We start from the raw sequence: 17,800 nt of genomic DNA, 5'->3' as shown, positions 1-17,800 counted from the left end.
ACGCCCTTCAGCAACTTCACTCGAAAAACCGGCTAGACTGAAAAGAGGCTCTAGCTTCATGCCCACGTCTGCCCGATGGTCAGAATTCTAGCCATTGAAACCAGTTGTGATGAAACGGCTGCTGCCGTAGTGCGCGATCGCGCCATTGAAAGTAATGTGATTGCCTCCCAAGTGCGTGCCCATCAACCCTTTGGCGGTGTCGTACCGGAAGTTGCCTCCCGTGCCCACTTGGAAAATATTAACGGCGTGATCACAGCAGCGATGAGTGAGGCCGGTTGTGATTGGTCTGCCATTGATGCCGTTGCTGTCACCTGTGCTCCCGGATTGGTGGGGTCGCTGCTCATTGGGGTTACGGCGGCAAAAACCCTTGCCCTTGTGCAGCAAAAACCGCTCTTGGGAATTCACCACCTTGAAGGCCACCTCTATGCCTCCTACTTAGCGGAACCGACCCTTGAACCACCGTTTCTCTGCCTCTTGGTATCTGGCGGGCATACCAGTCTCATTGGCGTTTATGGCTGTGGCGAGTACCAACTCTTTGGCCAAACGCGGGATGATGCGGCGGGGGAAGCCTACGATAAGGTAGCACGCCTACTGGGCTTGGGCTATCCAGGGGGGCCAGTGCTCGATCGCTTGGCGCAGCAGGGCAATCCAGAGGCCTTTGATCTACCAGAGGGAAATATCCGCCTCCCCGATGGCAAGGTGCATCCCTACGATTCCAGTTTTAGTGGGCTGAAAACCGCAGTGGCACGACTCGTGGAGGAGCTGCGTCAAACCCATGATGAATTGCCGGTGGCTGACCTTGCGGCCAGTTTTCAGAAGGCGGTAGCACAGGCCTTGACCAAGCGGGCGATCGCGGCAGCAGTGGATCATGGATTCAAAACCCTCGCCATTGGGGGAGGCGTAGCGGCAAATTCTGGACTGCGACAACACCTGAGGGCTGCTGCTGAACCCTTGGGGCTACAGTTGATTTTTCCGCCTCTGCGGCTATGTACCGATAATGCGGCGATGATTGGCTATGCGGCAGTGGATCATTTCCAGCGGGGCGATCGCTCCCCCTTGGAGCTGACAGCCCGTTCACGCCTCAGCTTGCTGGAGATTTCTGCCCTCTATGCAGCCACGCCCCTCGCAGTGAGTTAATGGCGATCGAGCCTAAAAAGAACACCAGTTGACAGACCACAATACTCGGCCCCGATGGCCAATTCATCCCTGCTGACAAGAGCATACCAACAATGGCACTGCCTACCCCTACTAGGGCCGCCAAAACCACGTACTGCGAAAATTGCCGACTCCACAGGCGAGCGCCACAGGCGGGAATCACCACAAAGGCACTAATGAGCAATACCCCCACTGTCTTAATCGAGACGGCAACCACCAAGGCCAATAGGGTGATAAACAGCAGCCGCTGAATCCCCACCGCCGCCCCCCGCGCCACCGCCAAGGCCTCATTCACTGTGATTAACAATTGCACCCGTAACGTGAGCAGGATGAAAGTGCCGACAAGGGCGCAGAGCGTGCCACTCATGACGAGATCGGCTGGGCGCACCGCCAAAATATCGCCAAACAGTAAATTATTTAGCCCCCCCTGATAGCGATCGCTCATACTCAGCAAAATCACTGCCACCGCCAACGAGGCCGAATAGATGATATTCAAGAGGGCATCCGTCCACAGTCGCGTATGCTCGAGCAAATACGTCACCCCGAGGGCAAACACCACGGCAAAGGGCAACAACATCACGGAGGGATTCAATCCTAAAATAATTCCTAGGCTAATTCCCAGTAGGGCTGAGTGCCCCAAGGCATCACTAAAAAAAGAAAGTTGCCGCAGGATTGTAAAGCTACCGAGGGCACCCGCCATCCCTCCCGTAAAGATCCCTGCCCACAGTGCCCGCTGCATAAAGGGCAACTGCAACAGCTCAATCATTCGTTCCAAAATCATGGGGACTTCTGTTTAGCGCCTGCCAAAGAGGAATAGAAGAATAATATGCTATTGAACGAGGTGGTTGTGAGGATGGGGCTGCGTGTATCGTCTGCTGGCACCTGCCAAAATTAATCTCTTTTTACAAATTGTTGGCAATTGTTTAGATGGCAGTGGCTACCACGAGCTGGTAATGGTCATGCAGGCGGTTTCCCTCATGGATCGCATTGAACTCATCCCGCGGCGCGATCGCCAAATTAAAGTCCATTGCACCAACCCGGCTGTTCCCTGCGATCAACGAAATCTCGCCTACAAAGCAGCGGCCTTACTCCAGCAGCATTTTCCCGATCGCGATGGCGTTGAAATTTTCATTGAAAAACGAATTCCTATGGGGGCAGGCTTGGCCGGGGGATCCACCAATGGGGCAGCGGTACTGGTGGGCTTAGATCTCCTGTGGCAGTTGGGTCTGACGCAAGCGGAATTGCAAACCTTTGCAGCGCAATTGGGGGCTGATGTGCCCTTCTGTCTGCAAGGGGGGACCGCCTTAGCCCTAGGGCGCGGTGAACAGTTGACGCCCCTAGCGGATTTACAGGGATTAACTGTGATCCTAGGGAAGTATCGCTCCCTTAGTGTGGCCACCCCTTGGGCCTATCAAACCTATCGGCAGGAATTCGCCGCCACCTATGCCCAAACCCCCAACGAGCAGGAAAAAGCCCGCCAAGAGGGGGGATCCGCAACCCTGTTACAGGCCATTCAGCAGCGTGACATCGCCAAATTGGCCGCCAGCCTCCGTAATGATTTAGAGAAGGTAGTGTTGCCCCGCTATCCCTTGGTGGCAGAGTTAAAGGAGCAATTCCTCGCCGCTGGGGCGATCGCCAGCATGATGTCAGGATCCGGGCCAACAGTGTTTGCCCTAGCGCCCTCTGCCGATGAAGGTTACAGCATCATGCAACGGGTACGGCGCGCCCTACCAGACCCCGACCTTGATCTATGGATCTGTGAGTGCTGTCCCCACGGCATTCAGTTGGAGACGCCCTAGGCAAACTCCTCAAGATAGTCTTGAATTTCTCGGCGCCGTTGGGGCTGCCGCAACTTTTGCAGGGCACGGTGCTCAATTTGGCGAATCCGCTCCCGACTCAGTCCCAGCAGTGCCGCAATTTCCGCCATCTCAAGGGCGGGCTGCTCCCCGAGGCCATAGCGCAGTTCCATCACTTGCCGCTCACGGGGCGAGAGATCACTGAGGAGTTGCTTCAAAGTAGTACGCAGGGACTCACGCATGATCACTTCATTGGGGGTGGGGGCAGTGGATTCAATCAGCTCCTGCAATTCCGTTTCTTGGTCGGAGCCAACCCGCTGTTCCAAGGCCACGGATTTGGGAACAGCCATGAGCACTTCCCGCACCTGTGACACCTCCAGATTCAGTTCTTGGGCAATGTCCGCTAGACTGGGCATCGCGCCTTGTTGAGCCGCAAGACGCCGTTGGGCACGCTTAATTTTATTGAGTTTTTCCACCATGTGAATGGGCAAGCGGATTGTGCGGCTTTGACTAGCAACAGCACGGGTGACACTTTGGCGAATCCACCAGTAGGCATAGGTGCTAAAGCGAAATCCCTTGGTCGGATCGAATTTTTCAACGGCACGTTCTAGACCCAAACTCCCCTCTTGGATCAGATCTAAAAATTCCACGCCGCGATGTTGATATTTTTTGGCAATATTCACCACCAAGCGCAGGTTGGCTTGCAGCAATTGGGTTTTTGCCCGCTGTCCTTGCCGCTCAATGTGCTGAAGTTCACTTAGGGTCATATTCGCTGCCTTTGCCCAAGCTTGACGACCCGCCTGCACACAGGTTTGCAATTCAGCCACACTCATCTTAAGTCGCGCAGCCCATTGGGTACGGGTAAGGGGACGCCCCAACTGCCGCTGCTGGCGATCGCGCTCCGTAACAGCCGCCACATAGCGCTTGATCTGGGGGTCATCGGACTGATCTCGCACTGCGAGCAGGGCTTGGTACTGCTGAACCTGTTGGGCAAGGCGCAGTTCTTGGCTAGGGGTGAGCAAGGGCACACGGCCAATTTCCTGCAAATACTGCCGCACCAAATCCGTTGTCAATGGACGGTCGGACACGGGTTGAATGGGGGTAGCCACCATAGGACAACTCAACTCACAATATCGAGAATTCAGCTCGATAGTGGTATTCTCTGCCCTTGGCGAGGGGGACGGCAGTGATGGAGCTGGTGCTTAAGTTGTGATATTGATCAACCTTCTGTGCTTTCTGAGGCACCCGTCATAAGCTTTGTGGCTGAAGACGGCTGTTCCTTGAGAATCGTGGTATCAATCACGCAGGGCAACCGGGCAGCCTTGAGACCGCGCTTGATCACGGCAAGGGTTTCTTGAAAGAGGACAAAGAGGGGAAACTGACGATTGGCGCCCTCACTAAAGACATCCCGATGCTGCAAGGGCATATCCCAGCTATAACTGCGACTGAGGAGCACTTGGGATTGGCGCCAGCGGGTCAGCAGTTCCGTAAAGCTTTCCCCTGGCCGATGGATAAAGACCAGCAGTTCAATGTCGGTTTTGACTTTCCACTCGGGATCGCACAGGACAAAGACCAAATCACAGGGCACCATCACCGACTTCACTTGGGGACGTTGGTTCGAGGTTGTGGCGGCAGGAACCTGAATATGGGCGATCGGCAGCGGAATTGGAATTAAACTCTCTTGAGGTCGCCGCATACTGGGAATCATTTCTAGGTATGGGCGATATTGCCGCAGGAGTTCTGTCGCATGCAGCGGATCCGTGTAGCGAACCAAGGTGTGTTCGTAGAGGTTGGGGGCGATCGCCATAGCAGAAAGAGCTTGCAACTATTGCTATCCTAGGCGAGGTCACTGCTCCTCAACAAGCCAACAGAACTTTAATTCACCGCTTGCTGTGCCAATTGCTCTAGTTGCGGCAAATTGAGAATTTGGAGTTGTTGCTTGGCCGCATCAATCTTGATCCAGTTTTTCGCCACCAGTTTATCCAGCAGTTGATGGGCTTCATCAGGGCTAATGTTAGCCACATCCGCTAAATCCTTGATGGGCACATTGAAAATCACGGCTGTGTTGGCATTGCCCCCTGGATGCTGACCATAGCGCCGTGCCAAATTCACCAAGACATGGGCTAGTTTGACGGCAGGAGGTTTGTGCAACAGTTCAATGCGCGTATTGGTCAAGCGTAGCCGTTGTGCCATCAATTGCAGCATCCGATAGTGCAGATCCGGCTCATGGCGCAGGACATGGACAAATTTTTGCGCCGGCACAGACAAAACTTCCGCTGGACACAGCGCCACCACATCTGTTGAGCGGGGTGATTGGTCAAGAATGGCCATTTCACCAAAAAAATCCCCCGGCCCAAGGATCGCTAGGGTCATGAAATCCCCATTGGCGAGCAGTCGTCGCACCTTCACCCAGCCTGCGAGGATAAAGTAAACTGCATTGCCCCACGCATCTTCAATTAGGATGGCACGCCCCGCCGGGTAGGTGTTATGCCAAGCCACTGAGAGCATCGAGGAAAGCGCCTCTTGGGAACTGGCACCAAAAAGCGGAAAGAGTTGACTAAAGTTTTCGGTCTCAATACTTGACATAACAACCTTTAGACACCGATGACATATTTCCGCCACTCTTGATGAGTGCCGGTGCGCACGTGTTTCGTGACTTCGAAGTACAAACTACTAATGGGACGACGCGGTGTTTGCCGTAGGGGCATATTTGCTTCTTTAGGGGTGCGATTCCCTTTCTTGACGTTACAGCGCACACAGGCGGTCACAATATTTTCCCAAGTTTCACCGCCACCGCGCGATTTGGGGATGACGTGATCAAGGGTGAGCTCATCCCCGGTATAGCCACAGTATTGGCAAGAATGGCCATCTCGATGCAGGATATTGCGGCGAGTAAGGGGAATTTCTTTGTAGGGAGTGACGACATAATGCCGCAGACGAATGACGGTCGGCAAGGGAAAATTGTTGTAAACCATCTTGCCGTTGTGCTCGACTTGCTCCGCCTTGCCCTTGATTAAAAGGACAACTGCCCGTTGCCAACTCGTAATATTGAGTGGTTCATAGGAGGCATTGAGTACCAGAACCTTCGCCATATCCGTTGACACGCGGCATTCTCTCAGATGGTAGCATATCCTTTGTGATTGGAGTAACACTAGGAAAGATTTTTGCAGTTCCCACTCTCCCCTGGGATCGTGATAGTCTGGCAGAAGCTTCTTCTTCGTTATTTGCGTTTTCAATGGCCACTGGGTCTCTAGCAGCACTGCTGCAACCGGATTTAATTCTTGAAAGCACCATTGAACAGTTGCACCCCAGTCTGTTGGAAAAATATCATCTGCGGGGCATGGTGTTGGATGTGGATGATACGCTCCTCCCCACGTGGGATGAAGATCTGCCGCCGAAAATTTTGGCGTGGCTACTGGAGATCAAGCATCAGATGCCGATCTGGCTAGTGAGCAATAACTTGAACCATCGCCGCATTGAACGTATTGCCCAGCAGGTGGAGTTACCCTTTTTGATGGGGGCGGGCAAGCCCTCGCGGCGTAAGATTCGTCAGGCCGTGCAAGCCATGAATTTGCCCTATGATCAGGTGGCCATGGTGGGCGATCGCCTGTTTACGGATATTCTCGTGGGCAATCGCTTGGGGATGTTCACGATCTTGGTGCAACCTGTTCTTGTCCAGCGCCTTGATGGTAAATCTTGGGTACGCAATCTGGAATTTTGGCTGGCACGACAGTTGGGAACACCGCTGGCGATCGCGCGCCCCGCTGAGAATTAGCCTTTTGCTTGTAAATAATTGACCAGTGCCCGTAACCCCAACAAATAACTATCAGCACCAAAGCCAGCAATTTGACCGATCGCCACCGGCGCAATGTAGGAATGATGGCGAAAAGTTTCCCGTTGATGAATGTTACTCAGGTGAACTTCCACAGTGGGCAGGGCAACCGCAGCAATCGCATCTCGTAGAGCTACGCTGGTGTGGGTATAGGCGGCGGGGTTAATTAAAATGCCTTGGGCACGCCCCATTGCCTCTTGAATCGCATCTACCAAGACCCCTTCATGATTGGATTGGAGGCACTCAATGGTTACCCCTAACTCCTGCGCCAAGGCTGCCAAAGATTGGTTGATGCTCGCTAGTGTCACAACCCCATAAATCCCCGGCTCCCGTTGCCCTAACAGGTTTAGATTGGGGCCATGAAGCACCAAAATATGAAAGGCCAAGCTTAACCTAACCGTTCAAAACTGACTCAATTTTGTTGAATGCCGTGACTCTATCGGCGATCGCGCACGGGAATCGGAATTGGCTCCAGCTCAGGGGTGGGATCGGCGCCACCTAGAAGTTCCAACAGTTTTTTTAACCACGATTTGAGGGTGTCAAGCAGGCTCTCTAGATAATCCATTGATGTCCCTACTGTATCGCTATAGAACTTGCAGATGCCCTGTGTCCTGAATAAAGACAAAAAAGGCATCGTAACTTTAAGCTAGCACAATCTTTTTGAATCGGCACCCGATCAATTTAAGACTGGTTAGGACTTCTGGAAGCCAAGGCCATGGCTGGCAGCGTAGCGATCCATAAAGCGAATAAAGCGATCCCACTCTTGGGGGCTGCGCATCGTGTAGGTGGCCTCAATGGCAACGGGCTGACCGTTAATGAACTTGGCATTGACATCACGGGTAACAATTTCGCCTTCTTCGTCCACCATGTACATCCCCGTGATCTCCAAATTGCCCTCTTGGACGATTTTCGGGTTATCAAAGTAAAACATGGCTTGACCACTGCTGCCATCCCGTGCCCGCGTCAAACGCACATCGGGAACCACTTCTTCATCAACGCCACGGATAAATTGAATTTCTGCCATTGCACCAACACTTCAAGCAATACTTCTAGGATACCTGTATCGGGAACAACTTAAAGCAAGAAATCGCGCCGCAGGCTGTAGATCACCCATTCGGGTTGCTCCAGATGGGGTAAGACCCCTGCTTTGGGGATCACGTGAAACTGTTGCAGGCGATCGCGGGCAGTGGCATAGAGTCGCTCACCTAGAGAAAGGGGCGTGAGCTTGGCCTTTTCTCCCCAGAGGATCACGGTGGGGATCGTTAACTGGGGTAAATACTGGCTGAGATCAAAGGAGAGATTTCCCTTCAGGGTCGCCAGAGCTGCCCATTCGGCATTGGGACGACAGGCGGCATCCAAGTAGGCTTCAACAGTTTCCGAGCGTAGCCGCTGCGGATCGGCAAAAATAAATTGGGTGAGGAAGTTGCGCACCGCCAAGGGGTTAGCAGCAGCAACGGTGTAAATGAGGCGATCAAGAATCGGCACCCTCAGCAGGGCATTGGCGATCGCCTGTCCTTGATCTTCACCAAAGTCATTGAACCCACTGGGGCAGACTAGACACAAACGCTCAAAAAGATGGGGTTGCTGAATCGCCAAGCGCACCACAATGCCCGCCGTTAGGGAGGAGGCAACCACCGGCACAGGGGAACCCAGCATGCGCAGCAGTTCAGCAATCATCAGCCAGTAGTCGCTGCTGGTGTAGTCACGGGCGGGGTGATCCGACTCCCCCCAACCAATCAGATCCGGAGCAATAACGCGGTAGCGAGCCGCAAAGGCAGGATACACCTGCGACCACTCGTAGTGGCTAGAACCACCCCCCAAACTGTGGAGAAAGACAAGGGGAGGGCGAGATTGCACCTGACCCCAGTAGCGATCGCTGGGGGTGTAATAGACCATACGGCCACTGCTGGTGCTGAAGCTCTGCTGGACAAAGGTGGGCGGACAAAAGGCCATGCTACTTCAGAGGACGAATCAGGTAACCACAGCGATGTTCACCATCCACAAGCCAATGGGTGCGCTCCACAGCACAATCCCCAAGGGCGATCGCAAACATCTCTAACTCATGATTACAGACGGTGGGAAAAGACTGGGCAACCGCGGAAATTGCACAATTGTATTCCGTAAAGAGATAGGCACCTTGGGGTTCACTCACAGGGTAAAACTCTGCCATATACCCTTCCTGTCGCCGCAGGGCCACCAGTCGTGCCAAGCGTTCCGCCAAAGTACCGCTTCCCATTTGCTCGCGATAGGCCAATGCCTTGCGCTGCCAAGCTGCCTGCAATACGTCCTGCATCTGCTCGGGGCCCAGGGTTGCTGCTACGGATTCCAAGAGTTCAACGGCAAAGCCCTTTGTCTGACTCGACTGTTGCCGCAGTTGCAGTTGCCGTAGTTCCTCTCGTCCCGCCTCGCTAATCGTGTAACGGTATTGGGGACGCCCCACCGTACCCGACAGGACTTCATAGGTCACTAGTTGCTCCGCCTCTAGATCTTTGAGGTGCCGCCGCACCGCTTGCGGACTAATCGCCAGTTGTGCCGCCAACTCCTGGGCACTGAGGTGACCGTCGCGGAGAAGGCAGTGTAAGATGTCCTGTTTAGTATCTGATGTGAGCGTCACGCAACGCCCCCTTGACTAAAACAACCGTTTTGTTGCTAAATTAGTCCTAGGGATAAAGCAACCATCTTGTTGCTTAATATACTCTAAATTTTGGCCATTCCTTCACCCAAGAGAACACTCGATGTCGGCAACGGTACAATCCCTCGTCAATCAGCCCTATAAATACGGCTTTGTCACCCCAATTGAGACGGAAACCATTCCCCGCGGTCTCAATGAAGACATTATCCGCCTCATCTCTGCCAAAAAGAACGAGCCAGAGTTCATGCTGGAGTTTCGCCTGCGGGCCTATCGCCAATGGCTGAAGATGAGCGAACCCACATGGCCACGGGTGAGCTATCCCCCCATCAACTACCAAGACATTGTCTATTATTCAGCTCCAAAACAAAAGGAAAAGCTGAAGAGCTTGGATGAAGTGGATCCCGTCCTGCTGGAAACCTTTGAGAAACTGGGGATTCCCCTTTCCGAGCAAAAGCGGCTGAGCAATGTGGCCGTCGATGCCATTTTCGATAGCGTGTCAGTGGCTACCACATTCCGTGAAGAGTTGGCCAAGCAGGGGATCATTTTCTGCTCCATTTCTGAAGCGCTCCACGAATATCCCGAGTTGGTGCAGAAATACTTGGGCAGCGTTGTCCCCATTGGCGATAACTTCTATGCTGCTTTGAACTCCGCCGTCTTTTCCGATGGCTCTTTTGTCTATATTCCCAAGAACACCCGCTGTCCGATGGAGCTATCCACCTATTTCCGCATTAACAATGGGGAGTCGGGGCAGTTTGAGCGCACGCTGATTATTGCTGATGAGGGCAGCTATGTGAGCTACCTTGAAGGCTGTACTGCTCCCATGTTCGATACCAATCAACTCCACGCAGCAGTCGTAGAACTGGTTGCCCTTGACAATGCCGAAATCAAATACTCCACGGTGCAAAACTGGTACGCTGGCGATGAAAACGGCAAGGGGGGCATCTATAACTTTGTGACCAAGCGTGGACTCTGCCTTGGCCGCAACTCCAAAATTTCTTGGACACAGGTGGAAACGGGTTCAGCCATTACTTGGAAGTACCCCAGTTGTGTCTTGGTGGGGGATAATTCCGTGGGTGAATTCTACTCCGTTGCCCTCACCAATCATTACCAGCAGGCGGACACGGGCACCAAGATGATCCACATTGGTAAGAATACCCGCAGCACGATTGTCTCCAAGGGGATCTCGGCAGGGCACTCCCAAAATAGCTATCGCGGCTTGGTGAAAATTGGGCCGAAGGCCACAGGGGCACGCAACTATTCCCAATGCGATTCGATGCTCATTGGTGATACGGCAGCCGCCAATACCTTCCCCTATATTCAGGTGCAAAACCCCACGGCACAGGTGGAGCATGAGGCCTCAACCTCAAAAATTGGTGAGGATCAACTCTTCTACTTTGCTCAGCGGGGCATTTCTGCCGAAGATGCGGTCTCAATGATGATTAGTGGCTTCTGTCGCGATGTCTTTAACCAGTTGCCGATGGAATTCGCGGTCGAGGCCGATCGCCTGCTGAGCCTGAAGCTCGAGGGGAGTGTTGGCTAAAGAAGATTCAAGCCGTTGTTCTCCGTGGCTAAGATTCTTGGGCATCTTAGCCGTTTTTTTTTGCTTCGCAGTTGAGACATATAAGTTCTCTATGAGCTTCCGGGAAAGAGGCGCCACACCTTAATGGTTCGGTCTTCACTGGCGGAAATCAGTTGATCTTGACCAAAAATGACACTGTACACGGCACCAGAGTGGCCTTTGAGGGTGCGCAATGACTGGCCGGAGAGAGACCAAAGTTTGACGGTTTGATCGCCGTGGCCACTGGCAATGGTGCTGCCATCGGGACTCACCGCCACGCTAAAGACTTGCCCACCTTCGCTGCCAAACTGATGCTGGAGTTCCCCTGTGGTCAGGTTCCAGACTTTGATCCCGTCTTGGTCACTGCCGCTCACTAGTTGGCTGTTGTCGGGGGTGAAGGCGAGGCTATTGACATCGCTGGTGTGTCCTTCGAGGGTGCGCAGGAGGCGGCGGGAGGGCAAATCCCAAATGCGGATCAGCTTATCCACTCCGCCAGTGGCTAAAAAACGCCCATCGCGACTAATGGCAACGCTGAGCATGATGCCCTCATTGCCCTTTAGGGTAGTGATTTCCTGACGGCTAGGGAGATCCCACAGTTTGACGGTGTGATCATAGCTGGCACTGGCAAGGGTGCGGCCATCGGGACTAAGAGCTAAGCCATTCACAAAATCTTGGTGGCCACTGAGGGTGGCTTGGAGCTGGCGATCGCTCACACCCCAGAGTTTGATGGTTTTGTCTTTGCTGCCGCTAATCACGGTTTGACCATCGGGAGTGATCACAAGGGCGTAGATCCAATCGGTGTGACCGGTGGCTTGTCCGAGGGCAGTTCCCGTAGCCAAATTCCAAAAATACAGCTTGCGATCGTCGCCACCACTGACGAGTAAATTGCCATCGGGACTGAGGGCGATCGCGTTCACTTCATCTTGATGGCCGCGCAGCGTCGTAGCGAGGGCAATTTTTTGCCACTTGGAGGTGGTTTCTGTGGGGGAGCCACCATTCTGATCGGGGGAGGGCGTCCAGCGTTGACTGAGTTGCCAATAGGCTAGTCCTGCGACCAAGCCGCTGATGACAAGTGTGCTCAAAAGAAGTCGCAGATCAGAACTGCCTTTGTTACTCATCCGTCCCGTACCCCAATAGCTTGCGAAAGGGCTGTACCCTACATTAACAATAAAGGCTGTGGCACGTTTTTGCGTATGACTTGTGTTGGACAACCCTATGGGATGGTCATCAATGAATACAACACCCCTTCGCGACTATGAGCGCACGGTTCATTTTGCTGACACGGATGCCGCTGGGGTAGTTTACTTTGCTAATCTGCTGCGGTTTTGCCATGAGGCCTATGAGGATGTCCTTGCCCAGTTGGGGGTAGATCTGCGGCAATTTTTTAGCAACAATGGCTTGATTGTGCCGATTACGGAGGCGCAGGTGCGCTTTTTGAAGCCCCTCTACTGTGGCGATCGCCTGCGGGTGACCATTGACCCCCAAAGACTGGATCACAGCCGTTTTCAACTCACCTATACCCTCTACAATGCGGGGGGCGATCGGGTGGCCATTGCCCAGACGCAACACATTTGCCTGCAAGAACGCCAACGGGTCGCCATCCCTGAACCTTTGAGCCGCTGGCTAAAGTCCGCACCAGAGGAAACCAGCGATCGCGAGGATTAGGGGGATAATAGGAAAGATGTTGCGTCATAGCTCACTGCAAGAATGACCCAAACCTTTCGTGTTGAAATCCTGCACCAAGGACAAACCTACACGTTTGAAGCCAGTGCCGATAAACCCATCCTGCGATCGGCCACCGCTGCCGGCATTGATCTCCCCAGTTCCTGTAATGCCGGGGTGTGCACTACCTGTGCCGCCCAAATTCAAGAGGGCACCGTTGATCACGGCGATGCCATGGGGCTGAGTCCCGAACTGCGGGAAAAAGGTTATGTGCTCCTCTGTGTGGCTCGCCCCTGTTCAGATCTCAAACTCATCTCTGAAAAAGAGGAAGAGGTCTATAACTTCCAATTTGGTCAATTCCAGAAAGCGTAGGCCTATGGAGGAGTCCCCCCTGCCCGATGAGCCTCTGAGTCGTACGCAGGTCTTAGTGGCCATGGCGTTGACAGCCATTCTGTGGCTGATTTTGGCGCGGGTGTGGTTATTGACCCCCTTTTCCGGGGGACTTCTGCCGCTGCGCTGGGATGGTTGGGCAGTGGTTTTAGGGATTGTCCTCTGCTTAGGAATTACGGGGATGGGGGCTATTTTGTATCGCCTCTGGCCCGCCTACCGCCATGCGTCGGATACCTACCTGAAACTGGTACTTTCACCGCTGCTGTGGCCTGATTTATTTTGGATTGGCATTCTGCCCGGCCTCAGTGAAGAGCTGCTCTTTCGCGGGGTGCTCCTACCAAGCTTGGGTCTCAACTGGGCAGGGATCATCGGTAGCTCGGTGTGCTTTGGTATTTTGCACGCTGGATCGCGGCAGCAGTGGCCCTATGCCCTGTGGGCAACCATTGTGGGCGGGCTGTTTGCCTATAGTGCCGTCGCAATGAATAATTTACTCCTAGCGATCGTCGCCCATACCTGTACTAATTGGCTGGCGGCTACGCTTTGGAAAGTCTCCTTTTTGCGATCGTCTCCCCATCAACCCTAGCGCTGGTGCCCCAGCACCCGAAAGACCTCCTGTTGCTCAAAGAGTTCAACGAGATCGGGATTAATCTTAAATTCCTTGGCCTCCTGCCACAGAATCTCTAGGGCCGCATCCACGGGTAGGCTCTTTTTGTAGGGGCGATCCTTGGCCGTCAGGGCATCGTAAATATCGGCGATCGCCAGCATCTGGGTTTGCAAAGGAATCTCCGCCGCCCCAATACCTCGCGGGTAGCCACTGCCATTCAATCGCTCATGGTGACCATAGGCAATGATCGGCACATTTTTTAGGTGGGGTGTCCAAGGAATGCGGCAGAGAAACTGGTAGGTATGGGTGACGTGGGCCTCAATGAGCCGCCGCTCCTGTTGGGTAAGATTCCCTCGCCGCACCAAGAGTTGTTCCAGTTCGCTGGCCGTAATCAGGGGATGGAGTTCGCCATCAGTCCCGCGATAATAAAACTGGGTTAATTCCTGAAGGCGGGCAAGGGGTTCTTGATCGAGAATTTGCGGCTCATTGGCCTGCTCGAGCAACTGCCAATAGGCTTCGAGGGTGACCAGTTGTTGGCGGAGTTCCTCATCGAAGTGACGCAAAAAGGCGCAGTGGTGACAGGCCTGTTCTGGGCTATGAACCGTGTGGGGATGACACAGGAGATAGTTCACCTTGGCTTGAGCCGTTTCCATTTCTAGGGTGCGGCGCACGAGGGCAAACCGTTGGCGAATCACCTCCAATTGTTCAGGGTAGAGTTTCTTTTGCTTGTTGAGAATAGCCTCCGGCACACCCACCTTGCCAAAATCATGGAGCAGCGCTGCATAGCGAATCTCTTGCAGTTGGCGATCGCTAAAGGAGACTTCCCGAAAGACCCCCCTTGAGGTTGCATGGGTGATCTCCGCTAAGCGTACTGTCAGTGCTGCCACCCGTTCCGAATGTCCCGCCGTGGTGGGATCCCGCACCTCAATTGCTTGTACTGAGGCGGTGACAAAGCCCTCAAAGAGCTGTTCAATACTTTCCAGCAGATGGTTGCGCTCAATAATCACAGCGGCCTGACTGGCCAGCGATCGCACAATGTGTTCTTCCCAAGGGCTATAGGGTTGGGTGAGAGCCACAGTGGTTTCTGGCGTCAGCAGGGTGTCGGGCGATCGCTTGCGATTAATCAACTGCAGCACCCCAATCACCTCACCACTGACATTTTGCATTGGTACCACCAGCACCGAGCAGGTTCGATAGCGCAGGGCTTCATCAAAAGAACGATTGAATTGGTACAGCTCGTTTCCCGCTAGGGCATACACATCGGGAATATTCAGGGATTCCCCCGTGAGGGCGGCATAGCCCACCAAGCTATCAGGGGTGAGGGGGACTGTAGTGTCCTGTACCTGCTCAGGGAGAGCAACACTATCATTTTGAGCCGCCTTAAATTCCAGAACTGCCCGTTCGCCCTGAACTAGAAAAATTGTGCCGGCATCGCTAGCAGTAATTTGGCGACTTTTCGTGAGAATGAGATGCAGTAGTTCCTCTAGGGATTGGCTCGCGGAAAGGGCAATGCCAATTTCCAGAAGCTGATCGACCAGCGTTTCGGCACTCGATCCAAGCACCGCTCGTTCAAGGGGACTGACAATCATCGCAAAAGACCCGTGAGGAATGCGCCCATTATAGATGCGTTGCCAGCATGGGGTTGTGATCTAATTGCGGTGGTTGTTGTGGTAAGGAATGCGTGCCCCTGCCCAAGCCAACTTCTCCCGTAGCGTTTGATAGAAAGAGTAGTGATCCCGCAGGATGATAAAGCGTGCCTGACAATCGGCCATCGTCACCTGTACCCGCTGTCCCGGCCAGATGGAGGTGGCCAGTACGCCATCCATCCACAGTTTAGTATTGAGGCTGTGATCATCCAACGGCCAAATGCTCACTGACGAGCGTGCAGGCAAGACAATGGGGCGACTCGAAAGACTCAAGGGGCAAATCGGCGTCACCACAAGCGCTTCCATCCCCGGATGCAAAATGGGGCCATTGGCGGCGACCGTATAGCAGGTGGAGCCGGTGGGGGTGGCCACCAGCAACCCATCCCCTTGGTACTGATCCACCACATCGCCATCAATTTCCATTTCGAGGATGGCGGTGATCATGCGATCGGCAGATGCCGGCTTAATGCACATTTCATTCAGAGCATAGTAGCGATCGCCCACCACTTCAGGATGCAATTTTGATCCCTCAAACACTTGGGCTTGCAGCATCATTCGCTGTTGCATGGCGTACTCATCCCGCTCAAGGCGATCCCAAACCGCCTCCATATCGCGAAACAGCTCTAATGGTTCCGTCAAAAACCCCAAATGCCCCCCCACATTGACCGCCAGAATCGGAACCCCCGCCGCAGCCAGATGCCGTGCCGCCGCCAAGGAAGTGCCATCTCCCCCCAGAACAATGGCCAGATCTATGGGCTCTGTTACCGAGGCCATAAAGACGGGGTAGGGGTTGTCCTTAGGTCCACTCGGCCCCACAAGCACATTGGCGCCACGCTGTTGCAATTGACGGGAGGCGCGATCCGCCCATTCCTTGCTCTGGCGATCGCCGGCCTTGTGCACCACAATGACTTGGTTGAGCTGCATGGGGCTACTGGTTCTCTAGATCCTGCATTCCCTTGGCAATCCGTGCCAACTCTGTTTTTTCATCCACCGCAATACGGGTTGGGGTACCGCTGATAATCCCCTCAAAGTTACGGAACGAATCGCGGATCTCGGCGCCCTTTTCTGTGATGACATACTCGCGAATGCCCTTGTCGTGCCACGAACCCCGCATCTTAAAGACGTTAATTGCCCGGGACATTTCACCGCGAATTTCCACATACTGCAGCAGCAAAATCGTATCTGTGATCGTGGAAATATGGGACTCGGTAATGGAGTTAGAGCCCATAAACTGATCGGTCGTATTGGTGAAAAAACCGGTGATCTCCTCCTGCTTAGCAAATCCAGTAACCCCAATCACAAACTGACGGAAGGCATTGTTGCTTACCCCCCGCGCCAAAGCAGAAAGGGAGTCAATGGCCACCCGTGAGGGCTTAAAGTCAGCAATCTCGGATTTAATAATCTGTAGGTGATCCTCTAGTCCCGCAGACTCAGGGTAGGCACAAATAATCCGCAACAGATCTCGCCGTTCTAGCTCCTCAAAATCAATTCCCCAAGAGGAGGCATTGCGAGACAACTGCGCTCTTGACTCTTCATAGGCAAACAGCAAGGCTCGTTCCCCCTGCTGGCAGCCTGTCTCCAAGAACTTGCTCACCAACAGGGTCTTGCCCGTACCCGTTGCCCCCGTGGCCAAAATAATGGAATCCTTGAAGAAGCCGCCGCCACACATCTCGTCGAGGGTCTTGACCCCCGAAGACACCCGCACATTGGAGGAGCGCTGGGTAAGACGCATGGCTCCCAAGGGGAAGATATTGATGCCGTTGTTGATCGTAAAGGGATATTCCCCCTTCATGTGGGTGGTGCCCCGCAGCTTGAGAATTTCTACAGTGCGCCGCCGCCGTTCCCCCTCCAGCACATTACGCAAAATCACCACGTTGTCGGAGACAAATTCTTCCACCCCAAAACGCGCCACTGGTCCATATTCATCTACCCGCTCCGTGGTCATAATGGTGGTCACGCCCAGTTGCTTCAGACGAAACGCCAAGCGAAAAATTTCTCGCCGTACCACCGAGGCGGCATCGTACTGCTGAAAAACGGCTGTTACGGAATCAATTGAGACGCGTGTCGCTTTGTATTTGCGAATTGCGTATTGAATGCGCTCAATCAGAGCAGATAAGTCAAAATCCCCAGCCACCTCCTGACCATCGGGATCTGGGGAAGCATCGAGGATAAAGAGCTTACCTTGATCAATGAGGCTTTGCAGATTCCAGCCAAAGCTCAGGGCATTTTTAATAATGTCTTGGGGAGACTCTTCAAATGTAACAAATATACCCGGCTCATTAAAAATCGTAATGCCATTGTAGAGAAACTGAACTGCAAAAAGGGTCTTCCCTGTGCCAGAGGTGCCACTGACTAAGGTGGTGCGTCCCTGGGGAAGTCCCCCATGGCTGATGTCGTCAAATCCCTCAATCATTGTTGGGATTTTCTTGACTTCCGCAGGGGATTGCCCAGTTGTACTGAACTGACTTTCAGGTAGGTTCGTCATAGAAGATTTTTTAGATCAGTATGCTGCCAAAAATTCCAAA

The 17,800-nt window shown here is 53.6% G+C and carries 21 protein-coding genes; 7 read left to right on the top strand and 14 right to left on the bottom strand.

The genetic code is table 11. The annotated features are described in order from the left end of the window. The first annotated feature begins 75 nt into the window (after positions 1–75). Complete coding sequence (tsaD, locus tag QYC28_RS05580; protein ID WP_149818934.1) at positions 76–1,137, top strand: tRNA (adenosine(37)-N6)-threonylcarbamoyltransferase complex transferase subunit TsaD; 1,062 nt, start codon at positions 76–78, stop codon at positions 1,135–1,137. Here the strand turns inward: tsaD and QYC28_RS05575 are convergent. Beyond that, positions 1,082–1,936, bottom strand: a complete 855-nt coding sequence (locus QYC28_RS05575; protein ID WP_302679976.1) for a metal ABC transporter permease — start codon at positions 1,934–1,936, stop codon at positions 1,082–1,084. The genes tsaD and QYC28_RS05575 overlap by 56 nt on opposite strands. Before the next feature lie 82 nt (positions 1,937–2,018). On the opposite strand from QYC28_RS05575, the gene ispE reads away from it, so the two are divergent. Beyond that, a complete protein-coding gene (ispE, locus tag QYC28_RS05570; RefSeq protein WP_206199976.1) occupies positions 2,019–2,954 on the top strand; it encodes a 4-(cytidine 5'-diphospho)-2-C-methyl-D-erythritol kinase in 936 nt (311 codons plus the stop codon). Here the strand turns inward: ispE and QYC28_RS05565 are convergent. The 4 genes from QYC28_RS05565 to QYC28_RS05550 form a co-directional block, all read right to left on the bottom strand. Beyond that, positions 2,951–4,063, bottom strand: coding sequence for an RNA polymerase sigma factor, RpoD/SigA family (locus QYC28_RS05565; RefSeq protein WP_149818928.1), 1,113 nt, complete (start codon positions 4,061–4,063; stop codon positions 2,951–2,953). The genes ispE and QYC28_RS05565 overlap by 4 nt on opposite strands. Before the next feature lie 107 nt (positions 4,064–4,170). Then, entirely contained in the window at positions 4,171–4,758 is a 588-nt protein-coding gene (locus tag QYC28_RS05560; protein ID WP_399374965.1) for a hypothetical protein, read from the bottom strand. Positions 4,759–4,826: 68 nt separating this feature from the next. Further along, a complete protein-coding gene (locus QYC28_RS05555) occupies positions 4,827–5,537 on the bottom strand; it encodes a Crp/Fnr family transcriptional regulator (protein ID WP_149818926.1) in 711 nt (236 codons plus the stop codon). Positions 5,538–5,545: 8 nt separating this feature from the next. Beyond that, a complete protein-coding gene (locus QYC28_RS05550; protein ID WP_149818924.1) occupies positions 5,546–6,043 on the bottom strand; it encodes an HNH endonuclease in 498 nt (165 codons plus the stop codon). Between the two features lie 143 nt (positions 6,044–6,186). Here QYC28_RS05550 and QYC28_RS05545 point away from each other — a divergent pair, with 143 nt between their 5' ends. Next, the gene (locus QYC28_RS05545) at positions 6,187–6,726 is read left to right on the top strand and encodes a YqeG family HAD IIIA-type phosphatase (RefSeq protein WP_302679975.1); all 540 of its coding nucleotides are present in this window, start codon (positions 6,187–6,189) and stop codon (positions 6,724–6,726) included. On the opposite strand, the gene aroQ is transcribed toward QYC28_RS05545, so the two are convergent. The 5 genes from aroQ to sufR form a co-directional block, all read right to left on the bottom strand. Next, positions 6,723–7,169: a type II 3-dehydroquinate dehydratase gene (gene aroQ, locus QYC28_RS05540; protein ID WP_190278250.1), complete on the bottom strand. Its 447-nt coding sequence runs from the start codon at positions 7,167–7,169 to the stop codon at positions 6,723–6,725. The two genes, QYC28_RS05545 and aroQ, sit on opposite strands and share 4 nt — an antisense overlap. A gap of 50 nt (positions 7,170–7,219) precedes the next feature. Further along, positions 7,220–7,348, bottom strand: coding sequence for a hypothetical protein (locus tag QYC28_RS05535; protein ID WP_255451719.1), 129 nt, complete (start codon positions 7,346–7,348; stop codon positions 7,220–7,222). 126 nt (positions 7,349–7,474) lie between these two features. Continuing rightward, positions 7,475–7,807 (bottom strand): photosystem II reaction center protein Psb28, encoded by a 333-nt coding sequence (gene psb28, locus QYC28_RS05530; protein WP_149818920.1) that lies wholly within the window; start codon positions 7,805–7,807, stop codon positions 7,475–7,477. Between the two features lie 50 nt (positions 7,808–7,857). Continuing rightward, positions 7,858–8,736: an alpha/beta fold hydrolase gene (locus QYC28_RS05525; protein WP_302679974.1), complete on the bottom strand. Its 879-nt coding sequence runs from the start codon at positions 8,734–8,736 to the stop codon at positions 7,858–7,860. A 1-nt stretch (position 8,737) separates the two neighbouring features. Beyond that, on the bottom strand, positions 8,738–9,397 hold the full coding sequence (gene sufR, locus QYC28_RS05520) for an iron-sulfur cluster biosynthesis transcriptional regulator SufR (RefSeq protein WP_149818916.1): 660 nt from the start codon (positions 9,395–9,397) through the stop codon (positions 8,738–8,740). A 121-nt stretch (positions 9,398–9,518) separates the two neighbouring features. On the opposite strand from sufR, the gene sufB reads away from it, so the two are divergent. Beyond that, positions 9,519–10,955: a Fe-S cluster assembly protein SufB gene (sufB, locus tag QYC28_RS05515; RefSeq protein ID WP_149818914.1), complete on the top strand. Its 1,437-nt coding sequence runs from the start codon at positions 9,519–9,521 to the stop codon at positions 10,953–10,955. 89 nt (positions 10,956–11,044) lie between these two features. Here the strand turns inward: sufB and QYC28_RS05510 are convergent, their stop codons facing one another. Next, positions 11,045–12,091 carry a WD40 repeat domain-containing protein gene (locus tag QYC28_RS05510; protein WP_302679973.1) on the bottom strand — a complete coding sequence of 349 codons (1,047 nt, stop codon included), beginning with the start codon at positions 12,089–12,091 and terminating at the stop codon, positions 11,045–11,047. Between the two features lie 112 nt (positions 12,092–12,203). On the opposite strand from QYC28_RS05510, the gene QYC28_RS05505 reads away from it, so the two are divergent. Genes QYC28_RS05505 through QYC28_RS05495 form a run of 3 tightly spaced genes read left to right on the top strand, consistent with a single transcriptional unit; the run spans position 12,204 to position 13,608 of the window. Next, positions 12,204–12,638: a thioesterase family protein gene (locus QYC28_RS05505; RefSeq protein WP_149818910.1), complete on the top strand. Its 435-nt coding sequence runs from the start codon at positions 12,204–12,206 to the stop codon at positions 12,636–12,638. Between the two features lie 42 nt (positions 12,639–12,680). Next, positions 12,681–13,007: a 2Fe-2S iron-sulfur cluster-binding protein gene (locus QYC28_RS05500; protein WP_149818908.1), complete on the top strand. Its 327-nt coding sequence runs from the start codon at positions 12,681–12,683 to the stop codon at positions 13,005–13,007. 4 nt (positions 13,008–13,011) lie between these two features. After that, entirely contained in the window at positions 13,012–13,608 is a 597-nt protein-coding gene (locus QYC28_RS05495) for a CPBP family intramembrane glutamic endopeptidase (RefSeq protein ID WP_149818906.1), read from the top strand. Here QYC28_RS05495 and QYC28_RS05490 read toward each other — a convergent pair. The 3 genes from QYC28_RS05490 to kaiC are packed head-to-tail and all read right to left on the bottom strand — an operon-like array spanning position 13,605 to position 17,760. Beyond that, the gene (locus tag QYC28_RS05490) at positions 13,605–15,218 is read right to left on the bottom strand and encodes an HD family phosphohydrolase (protein ID WP_149818904.1); all 1,614 of its coding nucleotides are present in this window, start codon (positions 15,216–15,218) and stop codon (positions 13,605–13,607) included. The genes QYC28_RS05495 and QYC28_RS05490 overlap by 4 nt on opposite strands. 60 nt (positions 15,219–15,278) lie before the next feature. Beyond that, positions 15,279–16,199: an NAD(+) kinase gene (locus QYC28_RS05485; RefSeq protein ID WP_149818902.1), complete on the bottom strand. Its 921-nt coding sequence runs from the start codon at positions 16,197–16,199 to the stop codon at positions 15,279–15,281. Between the two features lie 4 nt (positions 16,200–16,203). Beyond that, positions 16,204–17,760, bottom strand: a complete 1,557-nt coding sequence (gene kaiC / locus QYC28_RS05480) for a circadian clock protein KaiC (protein ID WP_286669038.1) — start codon at positions 17,758–17,760, stop codon at positions 16,204–16,206. Positions 17,761–17,800: the final 40 nt, after the last annotated feature.

Source organism: Thermosynechococcus sp. HY596 (assembly GCF_030518715.1).
Lineage (GTDB): Bacteria > Cyanobacteriota > Cyanobacteriia > Thermosynechococcales > Thermosynechococcaceae > Thermosynechococcus.
Note: the sequence above shows the minus strand (reverse complement) of the source record. Positions and strands in the feature narration are given on the sequence as shown.

What these genes read in the sequence shown, in the direction of transcription:
- QYC28_RS05505 (WP_149818910.1), top strand. Translation starts at nt 12,204, where the DNA reads ATGAATACAACACCCCTTCGCGACTATGAGCGCACGGTTCATTTTGCT.
- QYC28_RS05545 (WP_302679975.1), top strand. Translation starts at nt 6,187, where the DNA reads ATGGCCACTGGGTCTCTAGCAGCACTGCTGCAACCGGATTTAATTCTT.
- QYC28_RS05495 (WP_149818906.1), top strand. Translation starts at nt 13,012, where the DNA reads ATGGAGGAGTCCCCCCTGCCCGATGAGCCTCTGAGTCGTACGCAGGTC.
- QYC28_RS05490 (WP_149818904.1), bottom strand. Translation starts at nt 15,218, where the DNA reads ATGATTGTCAGTCCCCTTGAACGAGCGGTGCTTGGATCGAGTGCCGAA.
- kaiC (WP_286669038.1), bottom strand. Translation starts at nt 17,760, where the DNA reads ATGACGAACCTACCTGAAAGTCAGTTCAGTACAACTGGGCAATCCCCT.
- QYC28_RS05560 (WP_399374965.1), bottom strand. Translation starts at nt 4,758, where the DNA reads ATGGCGATCGCCCCCAACCTCTACGAACACACCTTGGTTCGCTACACG.
- psb28 (WP_149818920.1), bottom strand. Translation starts at nt 7,807, where the DNA reads ATGGCAGAAATTCAATTTATCCGTGGCGTTGATGAAGAAGTGGTTCCC.
- QYC28_RS05565 (WP_149818928.1), bottom strand. Translation starts at nt 4,063, where the DNA reads ATGGTGGCTACCCCCATTCAACCCGTGTCCGACCGTCCATTGACAACG.
- sufB (WP_149818914.1), top strand. Translation starts at nt 9,519, where the DNA reads ATGTCGGCAACGGTACAATCCCTCGTCAATCAGCCCTATAAATACGGC.
- QYC28_RS05550 (WP_149818924.1), bottom strand. Translation starts at nt 6,043, where the DNA reads ATGGCGAAGGTTCTGGTACTCAATGCCTCCTATGAACCACTCAATATT.
- QYC28_RS05535 (WP_255451719.1), bottom strand. Translation starts at nt 7,348, where the DNA reads ATGGATTATCTAGAGAGCCTGCTTGACACCCTCAAATCGTGGTTAAAA.
- QYC28_RS05575 (WP_302679976.1), bottom strand. Translation starts at nt 1,936, where the DNA reads ATGATTTTGGAACGAATGATTGAGCTGTTGCAGTTGCCCTTTATGCAG.
- QYC28_RS05525 (WP_302679974.1), bottom strand. Translation starts at nt 8,736, where the DNA reads ATGGCCTTTTGTCCGCCCACCTTTGTCCAGCAGAGCTTCAGCACCAGC.
- QYC28_RS05500 (WP_149818908.1), top strand. Translation starts at nt 12,681, where the DNA reads ATGACCCAAACCTTTCGTGTTGAAATCCTGCACCAAGGACAAACCTAC.
- tsaD (WP_149818934.1), top strand. Translation starts at nt 76, where the DNA reads ATGGTCAGAATTCTAGCCATTGAAACCAGTTGTGATGAAACGGCTGCT.
- QYC28_RS05510 (WP_302679973.1), bottom strand. Translation starts at nt 12,091, where the DNA reads ATGAGTAACAAAGGCAGTTCTGATCTGCGACTTCTTTTGAGCACACTT.
- QYC28_RS05485 (WP_149818902.1), bottom strand. Translation starts at nt 16,199, where the DNA reads ATGCAGCTCAACCAAGTCATTGTGGTGCACAAGGCCGGCGATCGCCAG.
- QYC28_RS05555 (WP_149818926.1), bottom strand. Translation starts at nt 5,537, where the DNA reads ATGTCAAGTATTGAGACCGAAAACTTTAGTCAACTCTTTCCGCTTTTT.